We start from the raw sequence: 17,919 nt of genomic DNA on the forward strand, positions 1-17,919 counted from the left end.
ACCATATGCAAGGAGGGATTCTATGAAAAAAATACTTAGATTTTTACTGGTTTTCGCGGCAATGTTCTGTATGACATGCTTCACAGCATTTGCAGAAGATACCGACGATCCAGACACATACTATCTGGAGTTGGATGCAGCAGGAGGACAGTTATCAGGGGAGACTTCCACTGTGATAAGCAGCCCATCAGCAGAATTTACGACTGTTGACCTGTCAAAGTACAAGCCGGAGAAAGACGGCTTTACATTCACAGGATGGTACAATGACAAGACAAAGGTCACCAGCATTGACACATCATACTTCCAGTCTACAAACCGTATAAAGCTGACAGCGATGTACACCAAGGACAGCTTCTCCGGTTCAGGGCTCACCTTCACACTGAATGCAAATGGAGGCAAGCTCGGAGATGCGGACAGCGGAACATATGACTTTGATGTAGCAGGATCAGGATATGGCGTGGCACTGAACGACTACCCACCGACCCGTGAGGGCTATGAGTTCAAGGGCTGGAACACGAAGTCCGACGGATCAGGCAAGACCGTGAACATCATATACACCTCTTCCTTTGAGAAGGCGGCAGATAACGGATATGAGTATTCCGATACTGATGACTCATCGGCTAAAAGAAACCTGGTATTTTATGCGATGTGGAAATCAGACTCTGCTCCTACAGGCACCATCAGCATGGGCGATAAGAGCTGGAACGGTCTCCAGGATGTATCATCATTTGAGCAGTATTACAACAAGACCCAGAAGGTTACCATCACCTGTGACAACAACTCCGACCCTTCCATCACAGTCGGCTACCTGATAAGCGACTCAGCTCTGTCATCGGACGATCTGGGTGCAGCAACATTTACCGAGTATAAGAAAGCATTTTCCATAAAGGACGAGGGCAAATATGTTGTATACGCAAAGCTTTCATCAGAGGACGGCAAAACAACATACTTATCCACAGATGGCTTCATCATCGACACACACGCGCCAAAGGTCACAGGAATCGCCGACGGAGAGACTTACTGCCTGTCAGCCGTGATGACCGTGAAGGAATCCCATCTGGCAAAGGTCACAGTGAACGGCGAGGAGAAATCCCTTGACGACGATCACTCACTTGCTCTGGAAGCCACAGATGGTGAGCAGACCATCATCGTATCCGACAAGGCGGGAAATGAAACCAAATTGACTGTAACAGTAAACAAGAAACACACCGCAGAAACCGACGACGGTGACTGCACGACACCTCAGAAATGCCGCTACTGCGGTGAGATCGTCGTAGAGGGCAAGAGCAGCCACGACCTCGGCAACTGGACAAGTGATGGCAACGGCAAAACCCATTCCCGCAAGTGCAAGAACAAGGGCTGTGGATATAAGGTCATCCAGGACTGCTCCGGCGGAACCGCAACCTGCCAGAAGAAGGCAGTGTGCTCTGTGTGCGGCAAGAGCTACGGCAAACTCAGCACAACGAACCACACAGACCTTAAGAAGACTGATTATGTAGCAGCAACCACCTCCAGCAAGGGCAATATAGAATACTGGTATTGCTCAGCCTGCAAGAAATATTTCAGCAACAAGGGCTGTACAAAGGAGATAAGCAAGGCTGACACAGTCATCGACAAGGCAGCACCCGAGATTATCGGCGGCAAGGGAAGCAAATGGAGCAAGGCCAGCAAGAACACTATCAAGTTCAGATCGAACGCTGAGTACGCTGACTTTGTCTGTGTCCTCATAGATGACAAGGAACTTGACCCTTCATATTACAACAAGAAAGAGGGAAGCATCATAATCGAGCTCAAGACGAGCTATCTTGAATCCCTCTCGGTCGGAAGCCACACCATAACCATCAGATCCAAGACCGGAGATGCTGTGACAACATTTACAGTGTCCAAGAAGGAGACTTCCACAACCACACAGACAACTACCAGAGCCACAACCGAGGCGACAACGGCAAGTACGACCGAGGTCACCACAGAGTATAGAAATACATTTACCCCTGTGACGACCGAGGCGACCACAACTGAGATATCCACGATAGAGCGTACCACAACCGAGACGACCACTGAGGTCACAACAGAAAAGAGCACACTCACCGTGGGCAGCTACGCTTCCACTGATAAGAGTAAGAGTAAGGTACATAACCTTCAGCTCATAATCCTTATAACAGTGCTTGCGACCATTCTAGTCTCGTTTGTGATAATCATAATTTCAGGTATGAAGAAGAAATAATACCGAAAAGTTCAATAAGGCAGCACGTCAGGACAACCTGACGTGCTGTTTTTCTATGTTTTTCCATGTGACAACGTTTTCACTCTTTTCTTTTGATTTCCAGCATTTACAAGCATATATTGCATACATACCCGATATGAAAACGGGAAATTAAAAAAAGAGAGGAAGAAGATTATGAAGAAACAATTGGCAACATTACTCGCAGTCACAGCACTTGGAATTGGAGTTCTGTCAGGATGCGGTGTGAGCGCAGCATCTAACTCAACCGGCAGCTCATCTGACTCAGCGGGCGCTATTGAGATAACGAACGTATCCTACGACCCAACCAGAGAGCTATACGCAGCGTACAACGATTTATTTGCAAAGCACTGGAAAGAGGAAAAGGGACAGGACGTATCAGTTGTTCAGTCACACGGTGGTTCAGGAAAGCAGGCGCTTGAGGTGGCAAATGGACTTCAGGCCGATGTGCTTCTCGCATGGGAGAACGAGGCGTTCCTCTCACTGGATGAGCATCCTGGTGAGTACGAGATCGTGGTTCCTTCCGTATCTATACTGTGCCAGCCTACAGTCTCAGTAGTCGACGAGGTGGTTGACAAGAGAGGCACAAGGGATGTCGCAACCGAATATCTGAACTACCTATATTCCGACGAGGCACAGAAGCTGGAGGCAGAGTGGTACTACAGACCATCAGATCAGGAGATCCTGAAGCAGTTCGAATATCAGAGACAGAGCAACACCATATCGGAGCTGCCACAGGACGGCAAATGGATCATAACAAATGTTGACCTCACAGACATATCACACTTCGGAGGCTGGACAGAGGCCAGCAGGAAACATTTCGCAGACGGAGGTCTCTTCGACTCCATATACGAGGAAAAGAATTAATTTGAAATGGCAGTCTGGCGGGAAATACAGATAATACATACAGGAAAGGAATGACTGAGACATGACACATCAGCACACACACGCAAAAAAGAAAAGTAAAAGCATCATACCGGGATTCGGTTTGTCATTTGGAATAGTAATGGCAATCCTCGGAATCATAGTGGTGATTCCCCTGTGCTCTCTGGTGGTATTCTCAGCCAGACTGTCACTATCCGAATTCTGGCAGACCATCACCAGACCGAGAGTTCTGTCCAGCTACGCAGTGAAGTCAATACTTCTCACCTTGAAGGTCGTGGTCATCACGGTGGTGGTCAACACAATTTTCGGACTTTATGCCGCGTGGCTCATAACCAAATTCACCTTCCGGGGCAAAAAGATCATATCAACGCTCATCGATCTGCCGCTTACCATATCCCCGATCATCGCGGGCCTTATATTCGTACTTACATTTGGCAGGCAGAGCTTCCTGTATCCATACCTTGAAAAGCTCGGGATACAGATCATATTCGCGGTTCCGGGGATCGTCCTGGCTACTATATTTGTAACATTTCCTTTCATATCAAGGGAGATCATACCGGTTCTCACAGCGGCGGGCAACGATGAGGAGGAGGCTGCAGCCCTCATGGGAGCAAATGGATTCCAGATATTCTCACAGATCACACTCCCCCACATACGCTGGGCTCTGCTGTACGGAATTGTACTGTGCTCCGCAAGGGCCATGGGTGAATTTGGAGCTGTGTCAGTTCTCTCGGGACATCTCAGAGGACTCACCAACACCATGCCACTCTATATCGAACTGCTGTACCAGGCATTTGACTTCACAGGAGCCTTTGCCATGTCGTCCATACTGGTCATCATGGCAGTCATCATACTGATACTTAGAAACATACTTGAACACAGAGGAAATAAAGAGGGAGGTATATGATATGAATACACCTGCAGATACACATTCATACGTAGAGCTCAGAAACATCAATAAAACATTTGGAGATTACAGGGCATCCGATGATGTCAGTTTCTCCATTGAGAAAGGAAAGCTCATCGGACTTCTGGGTCCAAGTGGAAGCGGCAAGACCACTATCCTCCGCATACTTGCAGGACTCGAGACCGCGGACTCAGGGGACATATACATAGATGGCAAAAAAGTAAATGACATTCCCGCCAGCAAGAGGGAGATTGGCTTCGTATTCCAGAATTACGCGCTGTTCAGATACAAGACAGTGTATGACAATATCGCATTTGGAATGAAGATACAGAAATACCCAAAGTCAGAGATCCGCGACAGAGTGACGGAGCTGATAGAACTGGTTGGACTGAAGGGCCTTGAGAAACGATACCCAAGGCAGTTGTCGGGAGGCCAGCGTCAGAGGGTCGCATTTGCCAGAGCGCTTGCCACCCAGCCACAGCTCCTGCTTCTCGATGAGCCATTTGCCGCTATAGATGCAAAGGTCAGAAAGGAGCTCCGCGCATGGCTCAGGGATAAGATCTGGAACGCAGCTATGAAGCTCAACTACACGCCAAACCAGTCTGCCCGCCAGCTCAAGAATGGAAAAGGCGCGACTGTGGAGAAGACCTACTATATAAATGTGCTCATGACCAGAATGGACTCTGCCACGTCGGACCCATTCTTTACAGAACTGCTGCATGTCATAGAGAGTGAGATCCACAAGAACGGATGCATCCTGTCCAAGGTATGGTATCGGTCCATCTTCTCCGACGACAGGAGATGCAGGTATGAGAACGTGGATTCTGTAATCCGCAGGATGTGCGAGGAAGCGGACGGCCACAACGACGGACTTATTGTCATCGGAAAATGCAACCGCGCAGCCCTGAAGAAGCTCAGCCAGTGCTATCGCAGCACAGTGTATGTCAACAGGGATTCTGCAAACGGCGAGGTGGATGAGGTCATCTGCAACGGTAGCCAGATTGCCAGAACAGCGGTTGAATACCTCATATCTCTTGGACATGAGAATATCGGATATGTGGGAAACTGCAATAACGAGGCCCGCTACAAAGGATATCTTGAAACTCTTCACGATCATGGACTTGATATCGACACGGACTACGTCATCAACACAAAGCTCAGCGAGGTTGAAGGATTTGAGGCCATGGAACACTTCATGAAGTCCGACAAGAGCCCAACCGGAATATACTGTGCCAATGACATAACGGCCATAGGGATGCTGAAATATCTTGCCAAATGCAAGAACAGATATTACACTCCTTCCATCATATCCAGCGACGGTATCGAGGAAGCCCAGTACACAACTCCGATGCTGACCACAGTGGAGATCTCCAAGACGGACATGGGGCATTTCGCCCTGCAGCTTCTAATGGACAGACTCAAGGGCGGTCACAATGGAGTCGCAAGAATTGAGCTCCAGTGCAAGCTCATCAAGAGAGATAGCTGCACACTGGCAGAAGACAGCAAATGGTGCGAATATTACATTTAATATCCGCACCATTTGTCGTCTGTTCATGTATCCATGTCCATATATTCAGTTTCTGTATTCAATATCTGTATCCAGCAATTGTCCTTCTCGTGACTACTCTGTCGTATCATCTGTAGTCGTATCTCCCGTAGTCATAACTGTTCCGCCGAGATACCACTCTCCATCCTTCTCATAACAAATGATATCCATGTCCAGATCATACGGTGAAGTCTGACCCTGGAATGTCATCATTATCTTTCCGGTAACCGGAATGACATAACCCTTTGATATACCTGCTTCCTTCTGGGTCTTTCCATATACAGTGCTGCTGACTGCCGCCAGATCGCTGGACTCTGCCACATGCCCATCACCCATGGTATAGCTGACTGTATATTCTATATTATTTTCCTTATAAGTCTGGAACACAGTGACCAGATTCTTTGACGAATCGCTGTCTATGGTATCAGGATCCATAACACTCTCCACCTTGTCAAGATCCGCTTCCTCAAGGCCCTCCATGTAGGTCTTTATCAAATCCTCGCTCTCTGATTTTCCGGTCATATTTTTTCTGGCGACTATGTATATCACCACTACTATCACTGCTAACACGATCGCACCAAGTGCTATAAACAGCTTCTTTTTGCCTTCTTTTCTGCTCTCCTCCATAAGCTGTATATCACGCTCGTCCAGCTCCATATCATCCATTCCGCTTCCGCCTACATAATTCTTAGTTTCATTTTTTCCCATAGTAAATAACTCCTATACTGTTTTGATATTACACAGTATAACACAGCATAAGCATCAATTAATTACTCAAATACAGGAATTAATACATTTAGTAATTGTGCAATTTTCACTATAACTTTGTTGTGTTTTAAAGTCTTTTATTATATAATCAGAGTGTATGGCTGACTTTAAGGGAGAATTTAGCACAAGTCGATACAAAAGCGGCTTCAGGGGGGCTGGCATAGCCATCTGGAAGCCTTCACAAAACATTGGAAGGAAGGTATATGCTACATGAAATTTGGTTATTTTGATGATGCCAACAAGGAGTATGTCATCACATCTCCTAGAACTCCTTATCCTTGGATCAACTACCTTGGAACACAGGATTTCTTTTCACTGATCTCCAACACTGCAGGAGGTTACAGCTTCTACAAGGACGCTCGTCTTCGTAGAATCACAAGATATCGTTATAACAACGTGCCTATAGATATGGGCGGACGTTATTTCTATATCAACGACAATGGTACAATATGGAATCCGGGATGGTCACCGGTAAAGACAGAGCTTGACGAGTATCAGTGTCGTCATGGTATGGGATATACAATCATCACAGGTAAGAAGAATGACCTTAAGGCTGAGGTTACTTTCTTTGTTCCTCAGAACTACGCTGGAGAGGTTCAGCAGGTCGTTCTTACAAATGAAGGCTCAGAGGAGAAGACATTCTCATTCTTCTCATTTGAGGAGTGGTGTCTCTGGGATGCACAGGATGACTGCACCAACTTCCAGAGAAACTTCAGTACAGGTCGTGTAGAGGTTGTCGGATCAACTATCTACCACAAGACAGAGTACAGAGACAGACGTGACCACTTCGCATTCTACACAGTGAATGACGAGATCGATGGTTACGATACAGACAGAGATTCATTCATCGGACTTTACAACGGCTTCCACAACCCACAGGCTGTTGAGGCTGGCAAGTCAAATGATTCATTTGCTGATGGATGGTCGCCTATCGCTTCACACTACAAGAAGATCACTCTTGCTCCAGGCGAGACAAAGACTCTTGTATTTATACTTGGATATGTTGAGATGCCTGTTGACCAGAAGTTCGAGGCAGACGGCAAGACTATCAATAAGGTAAAGGCTCTCGAGATGATCGAGAAGTACAACACTCCTGAGAAGGTTGCTGCAGGTCTTGAGGAGCTCAAGGAGCACTGGAACAGACTGTTGAGCATTCTCAACGTCAACACACCTGATGACAAGGTTAACCGTATGGTCAACATCTGGAATCAGTATCAGTGTATGGTTACATTCAACCTTTCACGTTCAGCTTCATACTTCGAGTCAGGTATCGGCCGTGGTATGGGATTCCGTGATTCCAACCAGGATGTGCTTGGATTTGTTCATCAGATCCCTGATCGTGCAAGAGAGAGAATCATCGATATAGCTTCAACACAGTTCCCAGACGGTGGATGCTACCATCAGTACCAGCCACTTACCAAGAAGGGTAACGCAGATATCGGTGGAGACTTCTCAGATGATCCATTATGGCTGATCCTTTCAGTTTCAGCTTATATCAAGGAGACTGGCGACTGGGGCATCCTTGACGAGATGGTTCCATATGACAACGATATGTCAATTGCAAAGCCTATGCTTGACCACCTCAAGGTTTCATTCTACAAGATCGTGAACAACCTTGGACCACACGGACTTCCACTTGCAATGAGAGCTGACTGGAACGATTGTATCAACCTTTCATGCTTCTCAGATACACCAGGTGAGAGCTTCCAGACATACACCAACCCTAAGTTCGCTGCTGAGGGTGGATACTCAAAGGTTGCTGAGTCAGTTATGGTTGCTACACTCTTCACATATGCAGGTCCTAACTACGTTGCTATCCTTAAGCACCTTGGAATGGACGCTGAGGCTGATGCTGCTCAGGCTGAGATCGACAAGATGAAGGCCAACATCATGGAGTCAGCATGGGACGGCGACTGGTTCCTCAGAGCTTACGATGCAAACGGTGAGAAGATGGGATCCAAGGAGTGCGAGGAAGGTCAGATCTTCATCGAGCCACAGGGATTCGCTATCATGTCAGACATCGGTAAGGATCAGGGCTGCGACAAGAAGACTCTTGCTGCAATCGATGAGAGACTTAATACACAGCACGGACTTGTACTCAACAACCCAGCATTTACAAAGTATTACATCCAGTATGGTGAGATTTCTACATACCCAGGTGGATACAAGGAGAATGCCGGAATCTTCACACATAACAATGCATGGATCATCTGTGCTGCTGCTTACGCAGGTGCCGGTGATCAGGCATTTAAGTACTACTCAGAGATAGCTCCAGCTTTCACTGAGGAGACATCAGATATACACAAGACTGAGCCATATGTATACGGCCAGATGATCGGTGGTAAGGATGCCGGATCTGATATCGGCAAGCCGGGCAACCACTTCGGTCAGGGTAAGAACTCATGGCTGACTGGTACTGCTGCTTGGAACATGGTAGCTATATCACAGTACATCCTTGGTATCTCAGCAGACTTCGATGGTCTGAAGATCGATCCATCAATTCCTGCTGCATGGGATGGAATGACAGCTACACGTCAGTTCCGTGGTGCTACATACGACATCAAGGTTTCTAACCCAGCTCACATCAACAAGGGCGTTAAGAGCGTACTCGTTGATGGCAACGCTATCGAGGGCAACGTTATCCCAGCATTTGGCGATGGCAAGACTCACTCAGTAGAGGTTGTAATGGGCTAATATAGACCGTGGATTATAAAGCACATTTAAGAAAATATACGTAAGTATATAGTGCAAAAGCCCCACAATATCTATTTTAGATATTGTGGGGCTCTTTTGTTTATATGGCCTATCTTCTTCATCCCGCCACGGGATTGTCGCAAAACGCTGTGTTGTCCTCGTAAAAGATACAAATTAGCAACCTGTCCAACCCTACCTCTACTGTATAAGCAGCATCGGATCCACAGGATTGCCGTCCTTCTCGACTGCAAAATAGAGATTGCTTCCTTCCTCGCTGTAGAATCTGCTTGGCTCGCCAACGGTTCCCACTACCTGGCCGGCATCCAGATGCTCGCCAAGTGCAACCTTCACATCCTGAAGCTGTCCAAGTGTCACGGTGTAGCCGTCTCCAAGCTCAAGCTTGACGTAATTGCCCAGCTCTGGGTTGCTTGAGACCTCCGCTACCTTACTCTCATATACAGCCTTGACCTCATCGCCCGTCTGCGCCTCAATTACCATTGCAGGGCTGCACTTGTATTCCTTGAGTGTCTCAAAATACACTGTCGTATCCATGCTGTAAGGAATTATCACATTGCCATTTATAGGCCATGATATGCTATCCTTTGGATCGTAATGCAGGCTGTCATTTGAAACTCCTGAAGCTCCAGTCTCAGCACTCTCACTCTCCACTGTGGATGCAGTGGAATCCTCTATGGTATTATCCGTCTCAATATCTTTCTGCTCTGATGTACCTTCATCCGACACTCCGCTGTTCTTATCATTTTTCTTATCGTTCAAAGCTTCCTTCGCATCGGCTTCTGTCGTACTGTCATTCGGCGTATTCTGTCCTATTGTTATGGTCTTCTCCTTTGAATTGGTCTGTGCGTTATAAAGTCCGAGCACTGTCACAAGCACTGCCATGCCTGTGATGAGCGAGATATAAAATATATTCTTCTTTATGCCGCCCAAAAATTTCTTCATATTCATCACCTCATCTGTATCATGTCCACTTATTGGCACTTATATACAGATGATTTGAATGTGTAAATATTTTTTATCAACCTTTATTTTGCAATCTCTATTCCAGTATAATAATACCTGAGGATCTGATCATACTTCTCTCCATTTTCCGCCAATACAGACGCCCCATACAGTGACATTCCCAGAGAATCTCCAACGCCCACCGTTATAATCCTGTATCCATCCTTAACCTTATCTATGTGTATATTCGTCGAGGCAAGTCCCAGTTGTTCTTTGAAAACATCAGCCTCCAGCTCGCTCCCAAATACATTTATGGTCTGTGCAAATCCAGATTCTGTGGCTGTCATAACCTTGACCTCATCCGTCATATTGTCAGCGTCTATCCATTTTCTGAATATCTTCTGAAGCCTGTCCCCGCTGTATATCTCAGTGGTCGAAAAGTCCTCCGCCATCTGATCCACATCACTTGCCACCTGCTTGAGATACGGTATGTCATGCCCATATATTTCCTGTGCACTCACAGTATGCCCTGTACTTATCATATGATACGCCGGAAGTATTACCTCTCCACCGTATTTCATAACCTGTCCACCGGTCGCATACACCGCCTTCTTCGCCCTTCTCATTATCCCGGAGCACTCGCCTCCCCATTTCTTCTTGAGCTGCGATTCCGTATATCTTATCTCCCGGAGCTGGGACTCATTTATAAGATTCTTTGTCTGCCCCTGTGTGGCGGAATTCCTGTCATTTTCATCCATCTGGTAATAGATTCCGGTCCTAACCACAACTGCGACCGCCTTGAGCATTTCATCGCTCCATTTGTCACTCATCATTCCCGCCAGCGTCGATGCTGTATACTCTTCCACATCCACGAGGGAATACTCCCCATTATCATAAATACACACATTGCGCCCGCTTTTTGCCGATCCGTCAGTGTCATCTCCCCCAACCGCCTTGTCGTATATTCCTGATATTATGTAAGCAAGTGCCATAGCACACGCAATCCCTATAATGATCGTCTTTGCATTCCTCATTTCACCCTCCCGCATTTTTATACCTCTTATATATATATCGTTTTTACACTGCTCATATACCCTTTTTACTGAGAAATCTTAACGCAAATTTTAGTCGTATCGTTTATTGACAAATGCAACATGACATAATATGATAATAGCGTATTCAAGATTAACGGTTCGATTGCTATATAAGGTAAGCTTTTCTTTGGAGTATTCTCTATAAGGTATATTGTAGTGTTTTCATTGAGTACAAATTTTCATTTTTAGGAGGTACTCGTGATGAAGAACGGTACAGTTAAGTGGTTCAACGGAGAAAAGGGTTATGGATTCATCTCAGATGATGAGACAGGAAAGGACGTATTTGTTCATTTTTCAGCAATCAACTCTGATGGATATAAGACTCTTAACGAGGGACAGAAGGTTACATTTGATGTAGAGGCTGATCCTAAGGACGCTTCTAAGGAGAGAGCAACTAACGTAACAGTTGTAGCTTAATTCACATATAACCATTAACACAAGAACAGGCGCTATACAGATCTTTGATCTATATAGCGCCTGTTTTTTATTGCTTGTTAATATCACGGTTTCCTCACGGCTTCCCGTTACGCCCTGCTTCCGAGAGCCTTCTTGCGGGCTCTGTATTTCGCTCTGATATAACGGCCTGCCTCAGACAGTTCACTCGTCTTCCACCGGCTCGTCTTGCTCGTCCACGACGCCAGGAGGGATGCCGATTCATTCTTGTTGCTGAGACTCCAGCAGAAATAGCTGACATTCGCCTTGTTGAGTCTGGTCAGCCATTTGCCGGTGTAGGTTTTGCTTATGCCTCCATCGCCGCTTGCCGCGGACATTCCGAACTCTGTGACTATGACCGCTATCCCCTTCTTCCTTGCGTATGCAAGCTTCGCAGGAAGATACCGGTTGTGGCTCCACTCATTAGCATAGAAATGGAGTGAGTACATTATATTCTTGTAGCCCTTGATAGGGTTATCCGCAACCTCATTGTGTGTGCCATCCGAACCGAGCTGGGACCATGTCGGCGTTCCCACTACGATGATCGCCTTCTTGTCATACTTTCTTATGACCTTTATGACCTGGGACGCATATCGCTTGACAGTCTTCCAGTCGCAGCCATTTGGCTCATTGCATATCTCATAAATGATATTTTTCTGTTTCTTATACTTCTTCGCCATAGTTGCAAAGAATCTTCTTGCCTCTGCAACCTGTGTCATAGGATTCCCGTCGTTGAGTATGTGCCAGTCGATGATCACATACATGCCGAGGTCGGTCGCATATTTCACGCCCTTGTATATCTGATTTCGAAGTGCCGCTTTGCTGCCGCCCGCGCAATAGCCGTTGTATTCAGATGTATACATGGCAAGTCTTACCGCATTAACTCCCCAGTCGTCTCTCAGAGTCTTGAACGCCGCCTTGTTCACATAAGGATATCCCACATCCCAGTTGATACCGTGTGTGCTGATTCCCCTGAGCTGGAATTTCTTGCCTTTGGCATCCACCAGATCTGCCCCCTTCACAGACAGTCTTCCATGTGTCGCCACCGGCGTCTTTACCTTCGTAGCTGCAAATGCATCACAGTTCGGCTGTACGGCGACCGCTGTAAATATCATTGCAAATGCGAGCAGCAGAGCCGTGAGTCTGTGTCTCAATTTTCTACCTTTCATATGTTTATAACCCCCTTTTCATCACAACGTAACATATATATCTATCATAACATAGGCGCGGATGTATTAACAGATGCAAAATAAAAACGGACACCATATGATCCTTACCATATGATGTCCGTCCTTTATTTTGTTATTTCATTCTATCTGATAATTACTTATCAAGTGAAACCTTAACCTTCTTAAGCTTCCAGATCTCCTTTGCATACTCCTCGATAGTTCTGTCTGATGAGAACTTTCCAGCGCATGCTGTGTTGAGCATAGCCATCTTTGCCCAGCCCTTCTCATCCTGGTATGCTTCGTTAACCTTCTGCTGAGCCTCTGCATATGAATCGAAGTCCTTGAGGATGAAGTATACATCTTCCTTTGTGAGAGAATCATAGAGATCTCTGAATCTGTCCGGATCATCCTTTGCATAAGTGCCATCGATAAGCTGTGTGAGAACTCTTCTTACAGCCTGGTTGTTGTTGTAGATATCCATTGGGTTGTAGCCGCCCTCGCGCTCATACTTCATAACCTCTTCTGCTGAAAGTCCGAAGATAAATGCGTTCTCGATGCCAACTTCCTCAACGATCTCTACATTTGCTCCATCCATGGTTCCAAGTGTAGGTGCACCGTTCAGCATGAACTTCATGTTACCTGTACCTGAAGCCTCTCTTGAAGCTGTTGAGATCTGCTCTGATACATCTGCTGCTGCGAAGATGATCTCGGCATTGGATACTCTGTAGTTCTCTATAAATACAACCTTGATCTTGCCTTCGATTGAAGCATCGTTGTTGACAACATCTGCAACTGAGTTGATGAGCTTGATGATAAGCTTAGCTCTCTTGTAGCCTGCTGATGCCTTTGCTCCAAAGATGAATGTTCTTGGGTACATATCGAATTCTGGCTCTGTCTTCAGTCTGTTATACAGATGCATAACATGAAGAATGTTCAGGAGCTGTCTCTTGTACTCATGAAGTCTCTTAACCTGTACATCGAAGATTGAACGAGGATCTACATCCACATTGTTATGCTCCTTGATGTACTTTGCAAGACGGATCTTGTTCTGGTACTTGATGTTCATGAACTCATGCTGGCACTTCTCATCGTTCACATATACCTTGAGCTTCTTAAGGTGTGAAAGATTTGTTATCCACTCATCACCGATCTTGTCTGTAATCCAGTTTGCAAGAAGTGGGTTAGCATGAAGCAGGAAACGTCTCTGAGTGATACCATTTGTCTTGTTGTTGAACTGCTCTGGTCTCATCTCGTAGAAGTCCTTAAGCTCTCTCTCCTCAAGGATCTTGGTATGAAGAGCTGCAACACCGTTTACTGAGTAAGAACCTGCAATTGCAAGATGAGCCATCTTAACCTGACCATCGTACAGAACTGCCATATTCTTAACCTTATCCTGGTTGCCCGGATACATCTCCTGGATCTTAAGAACGAATCTTCTGTTGATCTCCTCAACGATCTGGTAGATACGTGGAAGTAATCTTGAGAACAGCTCGATAGGCCACTTCTCAAGTGCCTCTGCCATGATCGTATGGTTGGTGTATGCACATGTTCTTGTTGTGATATCCCATGCGTCATCCCACTCAAGACCTTCCTCATCCATGAGGATTCTCATGAGCTCGGCAACTGCTACTGTTGGGTGTGTATCATTCATCTGGAATGTCACCTTCTCTGGCAGCTTGTTGATATCCTTGTTGAGCTCCTTGAACTTGAGGATTGCTCTCTGTACTGAAGCTGAGATGAAGAAATACTGCTGTCTCAGTCTCAGTTCCTTACCTGCGTAGTGATTGTCATTTGGATAGAGAACCTCGACAATAGTCTTTGCAAGGTTCTGCTGCTCTACTGCCTTCTCATACTCACCCTTGTCAAATGAGTCAAGGCAGAACTCCTGGATTGCCTCAGCATCCCAGATTCTAAGTGTATTTACAACGTTGTTGCCATATCCGATGACTGGAAGGTCATAAGGTACGGCACGAACTGACTGATATCCTTCCTGTATAAAGTAGTTTCTGCCATTCTTGTTCTCAACTCTGACATATCCACCGAACTTAACCTCAACAGCGTACTCTGAACGCTTTACCTCGAATGGGTTGCCGTCCTTGAGCCAGTCATCCGGCATCTCTACCTGATAACCGTCTTTGATGCCCTGCTTGAACATACCGTACTTGTATCTGATACCACATCCATATGCAGGATAGCCAAGTGTTGCCAATGAATCAAGGAAACAAGCTGCAAGACGTCCGAGACCGCCATTACCCAGAGCGGCATCAGGCTCCTGATCCTCTATAAAGTTCAGATCAAATCCTAATTCATCAAGTGCTTCCTTAACTGCATCGTAGTAGGTCAAGTTGATAAGATTGTTACCGAGTGCTCTACCCATAAGGAACTCCATAGACAGATAGTAAACTGTCTTGACGTTCTTCTTCTCATACTCCTTGTGTGTAGCAATCCATCTGTCAATGATGTCGTCCTTTACTGCGTAGCTGACTGCCTGGAATACCTGCTGTGGAGTAGCCTCCTCGATAGGCTTGCGGAAAAGGGTCTTTATGTTAGTAATGACTTCCTTCTTGAAGCCTTCCTTATCGAAATCTGCTAACATCTTCATCTGATTCATTCCCTCCTTGGATAAATAGATATATTTTATTTCCATTTTCACTGTTTCATTCTATCATCAACCCTTTTTTTTAACAATACATGAGGAAAAATTTATTAAATGACGACATAAAATTAGACTATAGTCAAATAGAATTTACAGTTTTTTTACATTAAACGGCGAGAAATGTCTGATAATATCAAAATTTATTGGGAGCTCATGCGTTTTCGATGATTACTAGAATATTGTAAACGTATCTCGTATATGCTATAGTATCACCACTTTATCGCCACTTATCGTCATTTATCGTCAAGTGATGCCAAATCACCGAAAAATCGGGGCTTTTGGCGGTAGAAAAGTTAAAAACCGCGCTATTACGGGAAATCGTAAAAATCGCAAATCAGAAGATTTTTGGTAGAAACTCGGTAGAAACCCAACAGCACAAAAGTTGGTAGAAACTTGGTAGATACCGAAAACAACCCTAAAACGGTAGAAAGCCTGTTGACAAAGCAAACTGAATAATGGACAATAGCGGACGGTGTTTCATAACAGAAGCGCTGTCCGCTATTTTTATGCCCAAAATTGAATACCGTACATCGCTTCTCAGAAATGAGGAGCGATTTTTTTATTTCAGATGAATTATGTCAAGGAGGTCTTTCTATGCCTAATCCTACGAAAATCAGCTTGCCGAGAATAGACTATCATTTCGAGGAAAGTGCCTGTGAACAGGTTCTTACCGTCATGCTCAACAAGGTCGATAAGGACTATTCCACGGTCGATGAACTGGCTGAACACGATGAACTGTCAATGTTTACCCGTGATGAGATCAAGAAGGCTGTATCCGAGCTGAACGGCAGAAAGTTTCTCCTGAAAGTGGATAAGCCGTATGGCTGCGTTTATGCGGTAAATAAGCTGTATATCCCCAACATGGAATTTGTTTACGGCAGATGAGCTGAGGAGGAACGGAAATGGACAAGCGCAACAGGAAAAAGAAAACCGTGGACGATACCGTCTGCGAGATACATAAATTCAGCGGATATGCCGTTCTGAGCAACTGCTTCGTGCGGTCTACCAATCTCGGCTGTCCTGCTATCGGTCTGCTTGGCAGAGTTATGGACTTGCCGCCGGAGTGGAACTTCTCAAAGGCAGGGCTGATTGCAATCTGCCCTGACGGTGAGACAGCTATCGACAGCGCCCTCAATGATCTGAAAGAGTGGGGCTACCTTGAAGTCGTGGTAAAGATGCCGAATGAGAACCCGACCGGCAGGATACAGACGGTCTACAAGTTCTATGAGTATTCAGCGAAGGATACCTCTATCCCTCAGTATGACTATGAGCTTGAAACCTTTACGGTGGATAACGCCGTTCTGAATCGTGTCAAAAAGGACAGCAACTTTACTATGGTAAGCACTGCTCTCCTGCGGAACAAGACGATTCCCAATAAGCTCCTCGGCTTGCTGCTCAAAGTGCGTTCTCTGCCTGACTACTGGCATTTCTCTATGTCGGGACTGAAAGCGATCTGCAAAGAGGGCAGGACTGCGGTTCATAACGCTGTAAACAAGCTCATAGATATGGGTTACCTTGTACGCACACAGCTTCTCTCCAATGAGAGCGTTCACAACTGCTTTGAGTACGTTTACAGCTTTTTCGATGTGCCTGTCACCAAAGAACAGGCTGACGAGCTTGAAGCTGAGACCAGACGCAAGGCAATCACGATACGTGCAGGCGGTCGGGCTGAAAAGCCTATTTCTTCTGAGGGGGAAAAACAGAGGGTGGAAAACCTGTATCCGGACATTCCGTCTGCTGAAACTCCGCTGTCTGAAAACCACGGACAATATAATAACAACAATACATTACAGAAAAATCAATTACGGAGTGATAAATCCTCTATCATTCCTTCTGCGGCAATTCCACAAGTTTTCAACGGTGAAAATGTTGAAAAGTCGAACGAGGGATATAACGCAGAAGAAGTTGAGTATTATACGGAAGTCGTGAAACAGAACATCGGCTACGGCTATCTCGGAGACTGGCTGACCGTTGACGGTCGGGACGGCTATGCAGAAGCAGATAATATCGTCGGCTTTATCGTTGACGAAATATGCTCTACTCTGCCGTACACCACGCTCAGAGGTACGAATTTCCCCAGAAGCGTGATAAAGTCCAAGATGCTTAGGGCTAATATTTACATGGTCGAGAATGTCCTTGTGAATATGGCAAAGGTCGATAATATCAAGAATTTCCGCAAATATTTCATCAGCGCCCTCTACAACGAAGTCCTGACATATCATTTCAACGAAGGCTGTGAAAGCCGATGGGCTGACAATGCTGTGGCAGAGATGTACGGTCGGGCTGTCTGATTACGAAGGGAGGTGTTCCTATGGGTGCAAAGAGAATCAGTGAGCATGATCTTGTGTTTACGGGAAGAAATGTTCCTCTGTCGGAGATCGCACGGGCAAGCGGTATCGGTATTACTACGCTGAAAAATGGTATTCTGTCCGGAGTTCTTGACTTCGGTTATGCGATCCCCTGCGGTGAGGGCAAACAGCATCGCTATTACTGCCCTGACAGGGTAGTATATCTCAAGACCGGATATTTCAATCCGAAGCCGCAGCAGACCAATGAGGAGGTGTAA

Annotated in this window: 14 protein-coding genes and 1 pseudogene; 10 read left to right on the plus strand and 5 right to left on the minus strand. The window is 45.9% G+C overall.

The annotated features are described in order from the left end of the window. Positions 1–22: 22 nt before the first annotated feature. The 5 genes and pseudogenes from GT575_RS02265 (at position 23) to GT575_RS15525 (ending at position 5,562) form a co-directional block, all read left to right on the plus strand. Complete coding sequence (locus GT575_RS02265) at positions 23–2,224, plus strand: InlB B-repeat-containing protein (RefSeq protein ID WP_161171408.1); 2,202 nt, start codon at positions 23–25, stop codon at positions 2,222–2,224. 174 nt (positions 2,225–2,398) lie between these two features. After that, positions 2,399–3,109 carry a substrate-binding domain-containing protein gene (locus GT575_RS02270; RefSeq protein ID WP_161171409.1) on the plus strand — a complete coding sequence of 237 codons (711 nt, stop codon included), beginning with the start codon at positions 2,399–2,401 and terminating at the stop codon, positions 3,107–3,109. Between the two features lie 61 nt (positions 3,110–3,170). Continuing rightward, positions 3,171–4,034: a sulfate ABC transporter permease gene (locus tag GT575_RS02275; RefSeq protein WP_161171410.1), complete on the plus strand. Its 864-nt coding sequence runs from the start codon at positions 3,171–3,173 to the stop codon at positions 4,032–4,034. A 1-nt stretch (position 4,035) separates the two neighbouring features. Further along, positions 4,036–4,596: pseudogene (locus GT575_RS15520) on the plus strand (sulfate/molybdate ABC transporter ATP-binding protein); the annotation flags it as partial. Positions 4,597–4,608: 12 nt separating this feature from the next. Continuing rightward, positions 4,609–5,562, plus strand: a complete 954-nt coding sequence (locus GT575_RS15525; RefSeq protein ID WP_192934949.1) for a LacI family DNA-binding transcriptional regulator — start codon at positions 4,609–4,611, stop codon at positions 5,560–5,562. 93 nt (positions 5,563–5,655) lie between these two features. On the opposite strand, the gene GT575_RS02285 is transcribed toward GT575_RS15525, so the two are convergent. Next, positions 5,656–6,288, minus strand: a complete 633-nt coding sequence (locus tag GT575_RS02285; RefSeq protein WP_055145852.1) for a hypothetical protein — start codon at positions 6,286–6,288, stop codon at positions 5,656–5,658. Positions 6,289–6,558: 270 nt separating this feature from the next. On the opposite strand from GT575_RS02285, the gene GT575_RS02290 reads away from it, so the two are divergent. Beyond that, complete coding sequence (locus tag GT575_RS02290; RefSeq protein WP_015534474.1) at positions 6,559–9,042, plus strand: GH36-type glycosyl hydrolase domain-containing protein; 2,484 nt, start codon at positions 6,559–6,561, stop codon at positions 9,040–9,042. 198 nt (positions 9,043–9,240) lie between these two features. On the opposite strand, the gene GT575_RS02295 is transcribed toward GT575_RS02290, so the two are convergent. Together GT575_RS02295 and GT575_RS02300 are read right to left on the minus strand one after the other, a co-directional pair. Next, a complete protein-coding gene (locus tag GT575_RS02295; protein WP_022217347.1) occupies positions 9,241–10,002 on the minus strand; it encodes a M23 family metallopeptidase in 762 nt (253 codons plus the stop codon). Between the two features lie 83 nt (positions 10,003–10,085). Next, positions 10,086–11,036 (minus strand): SpoIID/LytB domain-containing protein, encoded by a 951-nt coding sequence (locus GT575_RS02300; RefSeq protein ID WP_243147806.1) that lies wholly within the window; start codon positions 11,034–11,036, stop codon positions 10,086–10,088. A gap of 261 nt (positions 11,037–11,297) precedes the next feature. On the opposite strand from GT575_RS02300, the gene GT575_RS02305 reads away from it, so the two are divergent. Then, positions 11,298–11,513: a cold-shock protein gene (locus tag GT575_RS02305; protein ID WP_015534471.1), complete on the plus strand. Its 216-nt coding sequence runs from the start codon at positions 11,298–11,300 to the stop codon at positions 11,511–11,513. A 107-nt stretch (positions 11,514–11,620) separates the two neighbouring features. Here the strand turns inward: GT575_RS02305 and GT575_RS02310 are convergent, their stop codons facing one another. Then, on the minus strand, positions 11,621–12,697 hold the full coding sequence (locus GT575_RS02310; protein ID WP_118757889.1) for a glycoside hydrolase family 5 protein: 1,077 nt from the start codon (positions 12,695–12,697) through the stop codon (positions 11,621–11,623). Positions 12,698–12,851: 154 nt separating this feature from the next. Then, positions 12,852–15,293 carry a glycogen/starch/alpha-glucan phosphorylase gene (locus tag GT575_RS02315; protein WP_161171537.1) on the minus strand — a complete coding sequence of 814 codons (2,442 nt, stop codon included), beginning with the start codon at positions 15,291–15,293 and terminating at the stop codon, positions 12,852–12,854. Positions 15,294–15,947: 654 nt separating this feature from the next. Here GT575_RS02315 and GT575_RS02320 point away from each other — a divergent pair. The 3 genes from GT575_RS02320 to GT575_RS02330 are packed head-to-tail and all read left to right on the plus strand — an operon-like array spanning position 15,948 to position 17,919. Next, positions 15,948–16,238, plus strand: coding sequence for a hypothetical protein (locus GT575_RS02320; RefSeq protein ID WP_117904614.1), 291 nt, complete (start codon positions 15,948–15,950; stop codon positions 16,236–16,238). 17 nt (positions 16,239–16,255) lie between these two features. Continuing rightward, positions 16,256–17,644, plus strand: coding sequence for a DUF6017 domain-containing protein (locus GT575_RS02325; RefSeq protein WP_117904612.1), 1,389 nt, complete (start codon positions 16,256–16,258; stop codon positions 17,642–17,644). A gap of 20 nt (positions 17,645–17,664) precedes the next feature. Then, positions 17,665–17,919 (plus strand): hypothetical protein, encoded by a 255-nt coding sequence (locus GT575_RS02330; protein ID WP_117904610.1) that lies wholly within the window; start codon positions 17,665–17,667, stop codon positions 17,917–17,919.

The organism is Coprococcus sp. BIOML-A2 (assembly GCF_009875795.1).
Lineage (GTDB): Bacteria > Bacillota > Clostridia > Lachnospirales > Lachnospiraceae > Coprococcus > Coprococcus aceti.

Bases quoted from the DNA above. Each gene is read 5' to 3' on its own strand.
- GT575_RS02300 (WP_243147806.1), bottom strand. From the start codon at position 11,036: ATGAGGAATGCAAAGACGATCATTATAGGGATTGCGTGTGCTATGGCA.
- GT575_RS02330 (WP_117904610.1), top strand. From the start codon at position 17,665: ATGGGTGCAAAGAGAATCAGTGAGCATGATCTTGTGTTTACGGGAAGA.
- GT575_RS02265 (WP_161171408.1), top strand. From the start codon at position 23: ATGAAAAAAATACTTAGATTTTTACTGGTTTTCGCGGCAATGTTCTGT.
- GT575_RS02315 (WP_161171537.1), bottom strand. From the start codon at position 15,293: ATGTTAGCAGATTTCGATAAGGAAGGCTTCAAGAAGGAAGTCATTACT.
- GT575_RS02270 (WP_161171409.1), top strand. From the start codon at position 2,399: ATGAAGAAACAATTGGCAACATTACTCGCAGTCACAGCACTTGGAATT.
- GT575_RS02305 (WP_015534471.1), top strand. From the start codon at position 11,298: ATGAAGAACGGTACAGTTAAGTGGTTCAACGGAGAAAAGGGTTATGGA.
- GT575_RS02290 (WP_015534474.1), top strand. From the start codon at position 6,559: ATGAAATTTGGTTATTTTGATGATGCCAACAAGGAGTATGTCATCACA.
- GT575_RS02285 (WP_055145852.1), bottom strand. From the start codon at position 6,288: ATGGGAAAAAATGAAACTAAGAATTATGTAGGCGGAAGCGGAATGGAT.
- GT575_RS02310 (WP_118757889.1), bottom strand. From the start codon at position 12,697: ATGAAAGGTAGAAAATTGAGACACAGACTCACGGCTCTGCTGCTCGCA.
- GT575_RS02325 (WP_117904612.1), top strand. From the start codon at position 16,256: ATGGACAAGCGCAACAGGAAAAAGAAAACCGTGGACGATACCGTCTGC.
- GT575_RS15525 (WP_192934949.1), top strand. From the start codon at position 4,609: ATGAAGCTCAACTACACGCCAAACCAGTCTGCCCGCCAGCTCAAGAAT.
- GT575_RS02320 (WP_117904614.1), top strand. From the start codon at position 15,948: ATGCCTAATCCTACGAAAATCAGCTTGCCGAGAATAGACTATCATTTC.
- GT575_RS02295 (WP_022217347.1), bottom strand. From the start codon at position 10,002: ATGAAGAAATTTTTGGGCGGCATAAAGAAGAATATATTTTATATCTCG.
- GT575_RS02275 (WP_161171410.1), top strand. From the start codon at position 3,171: ATGACACATCAGCACACACACGCAAAAAAGAAAAGTAAAAGCATCATA.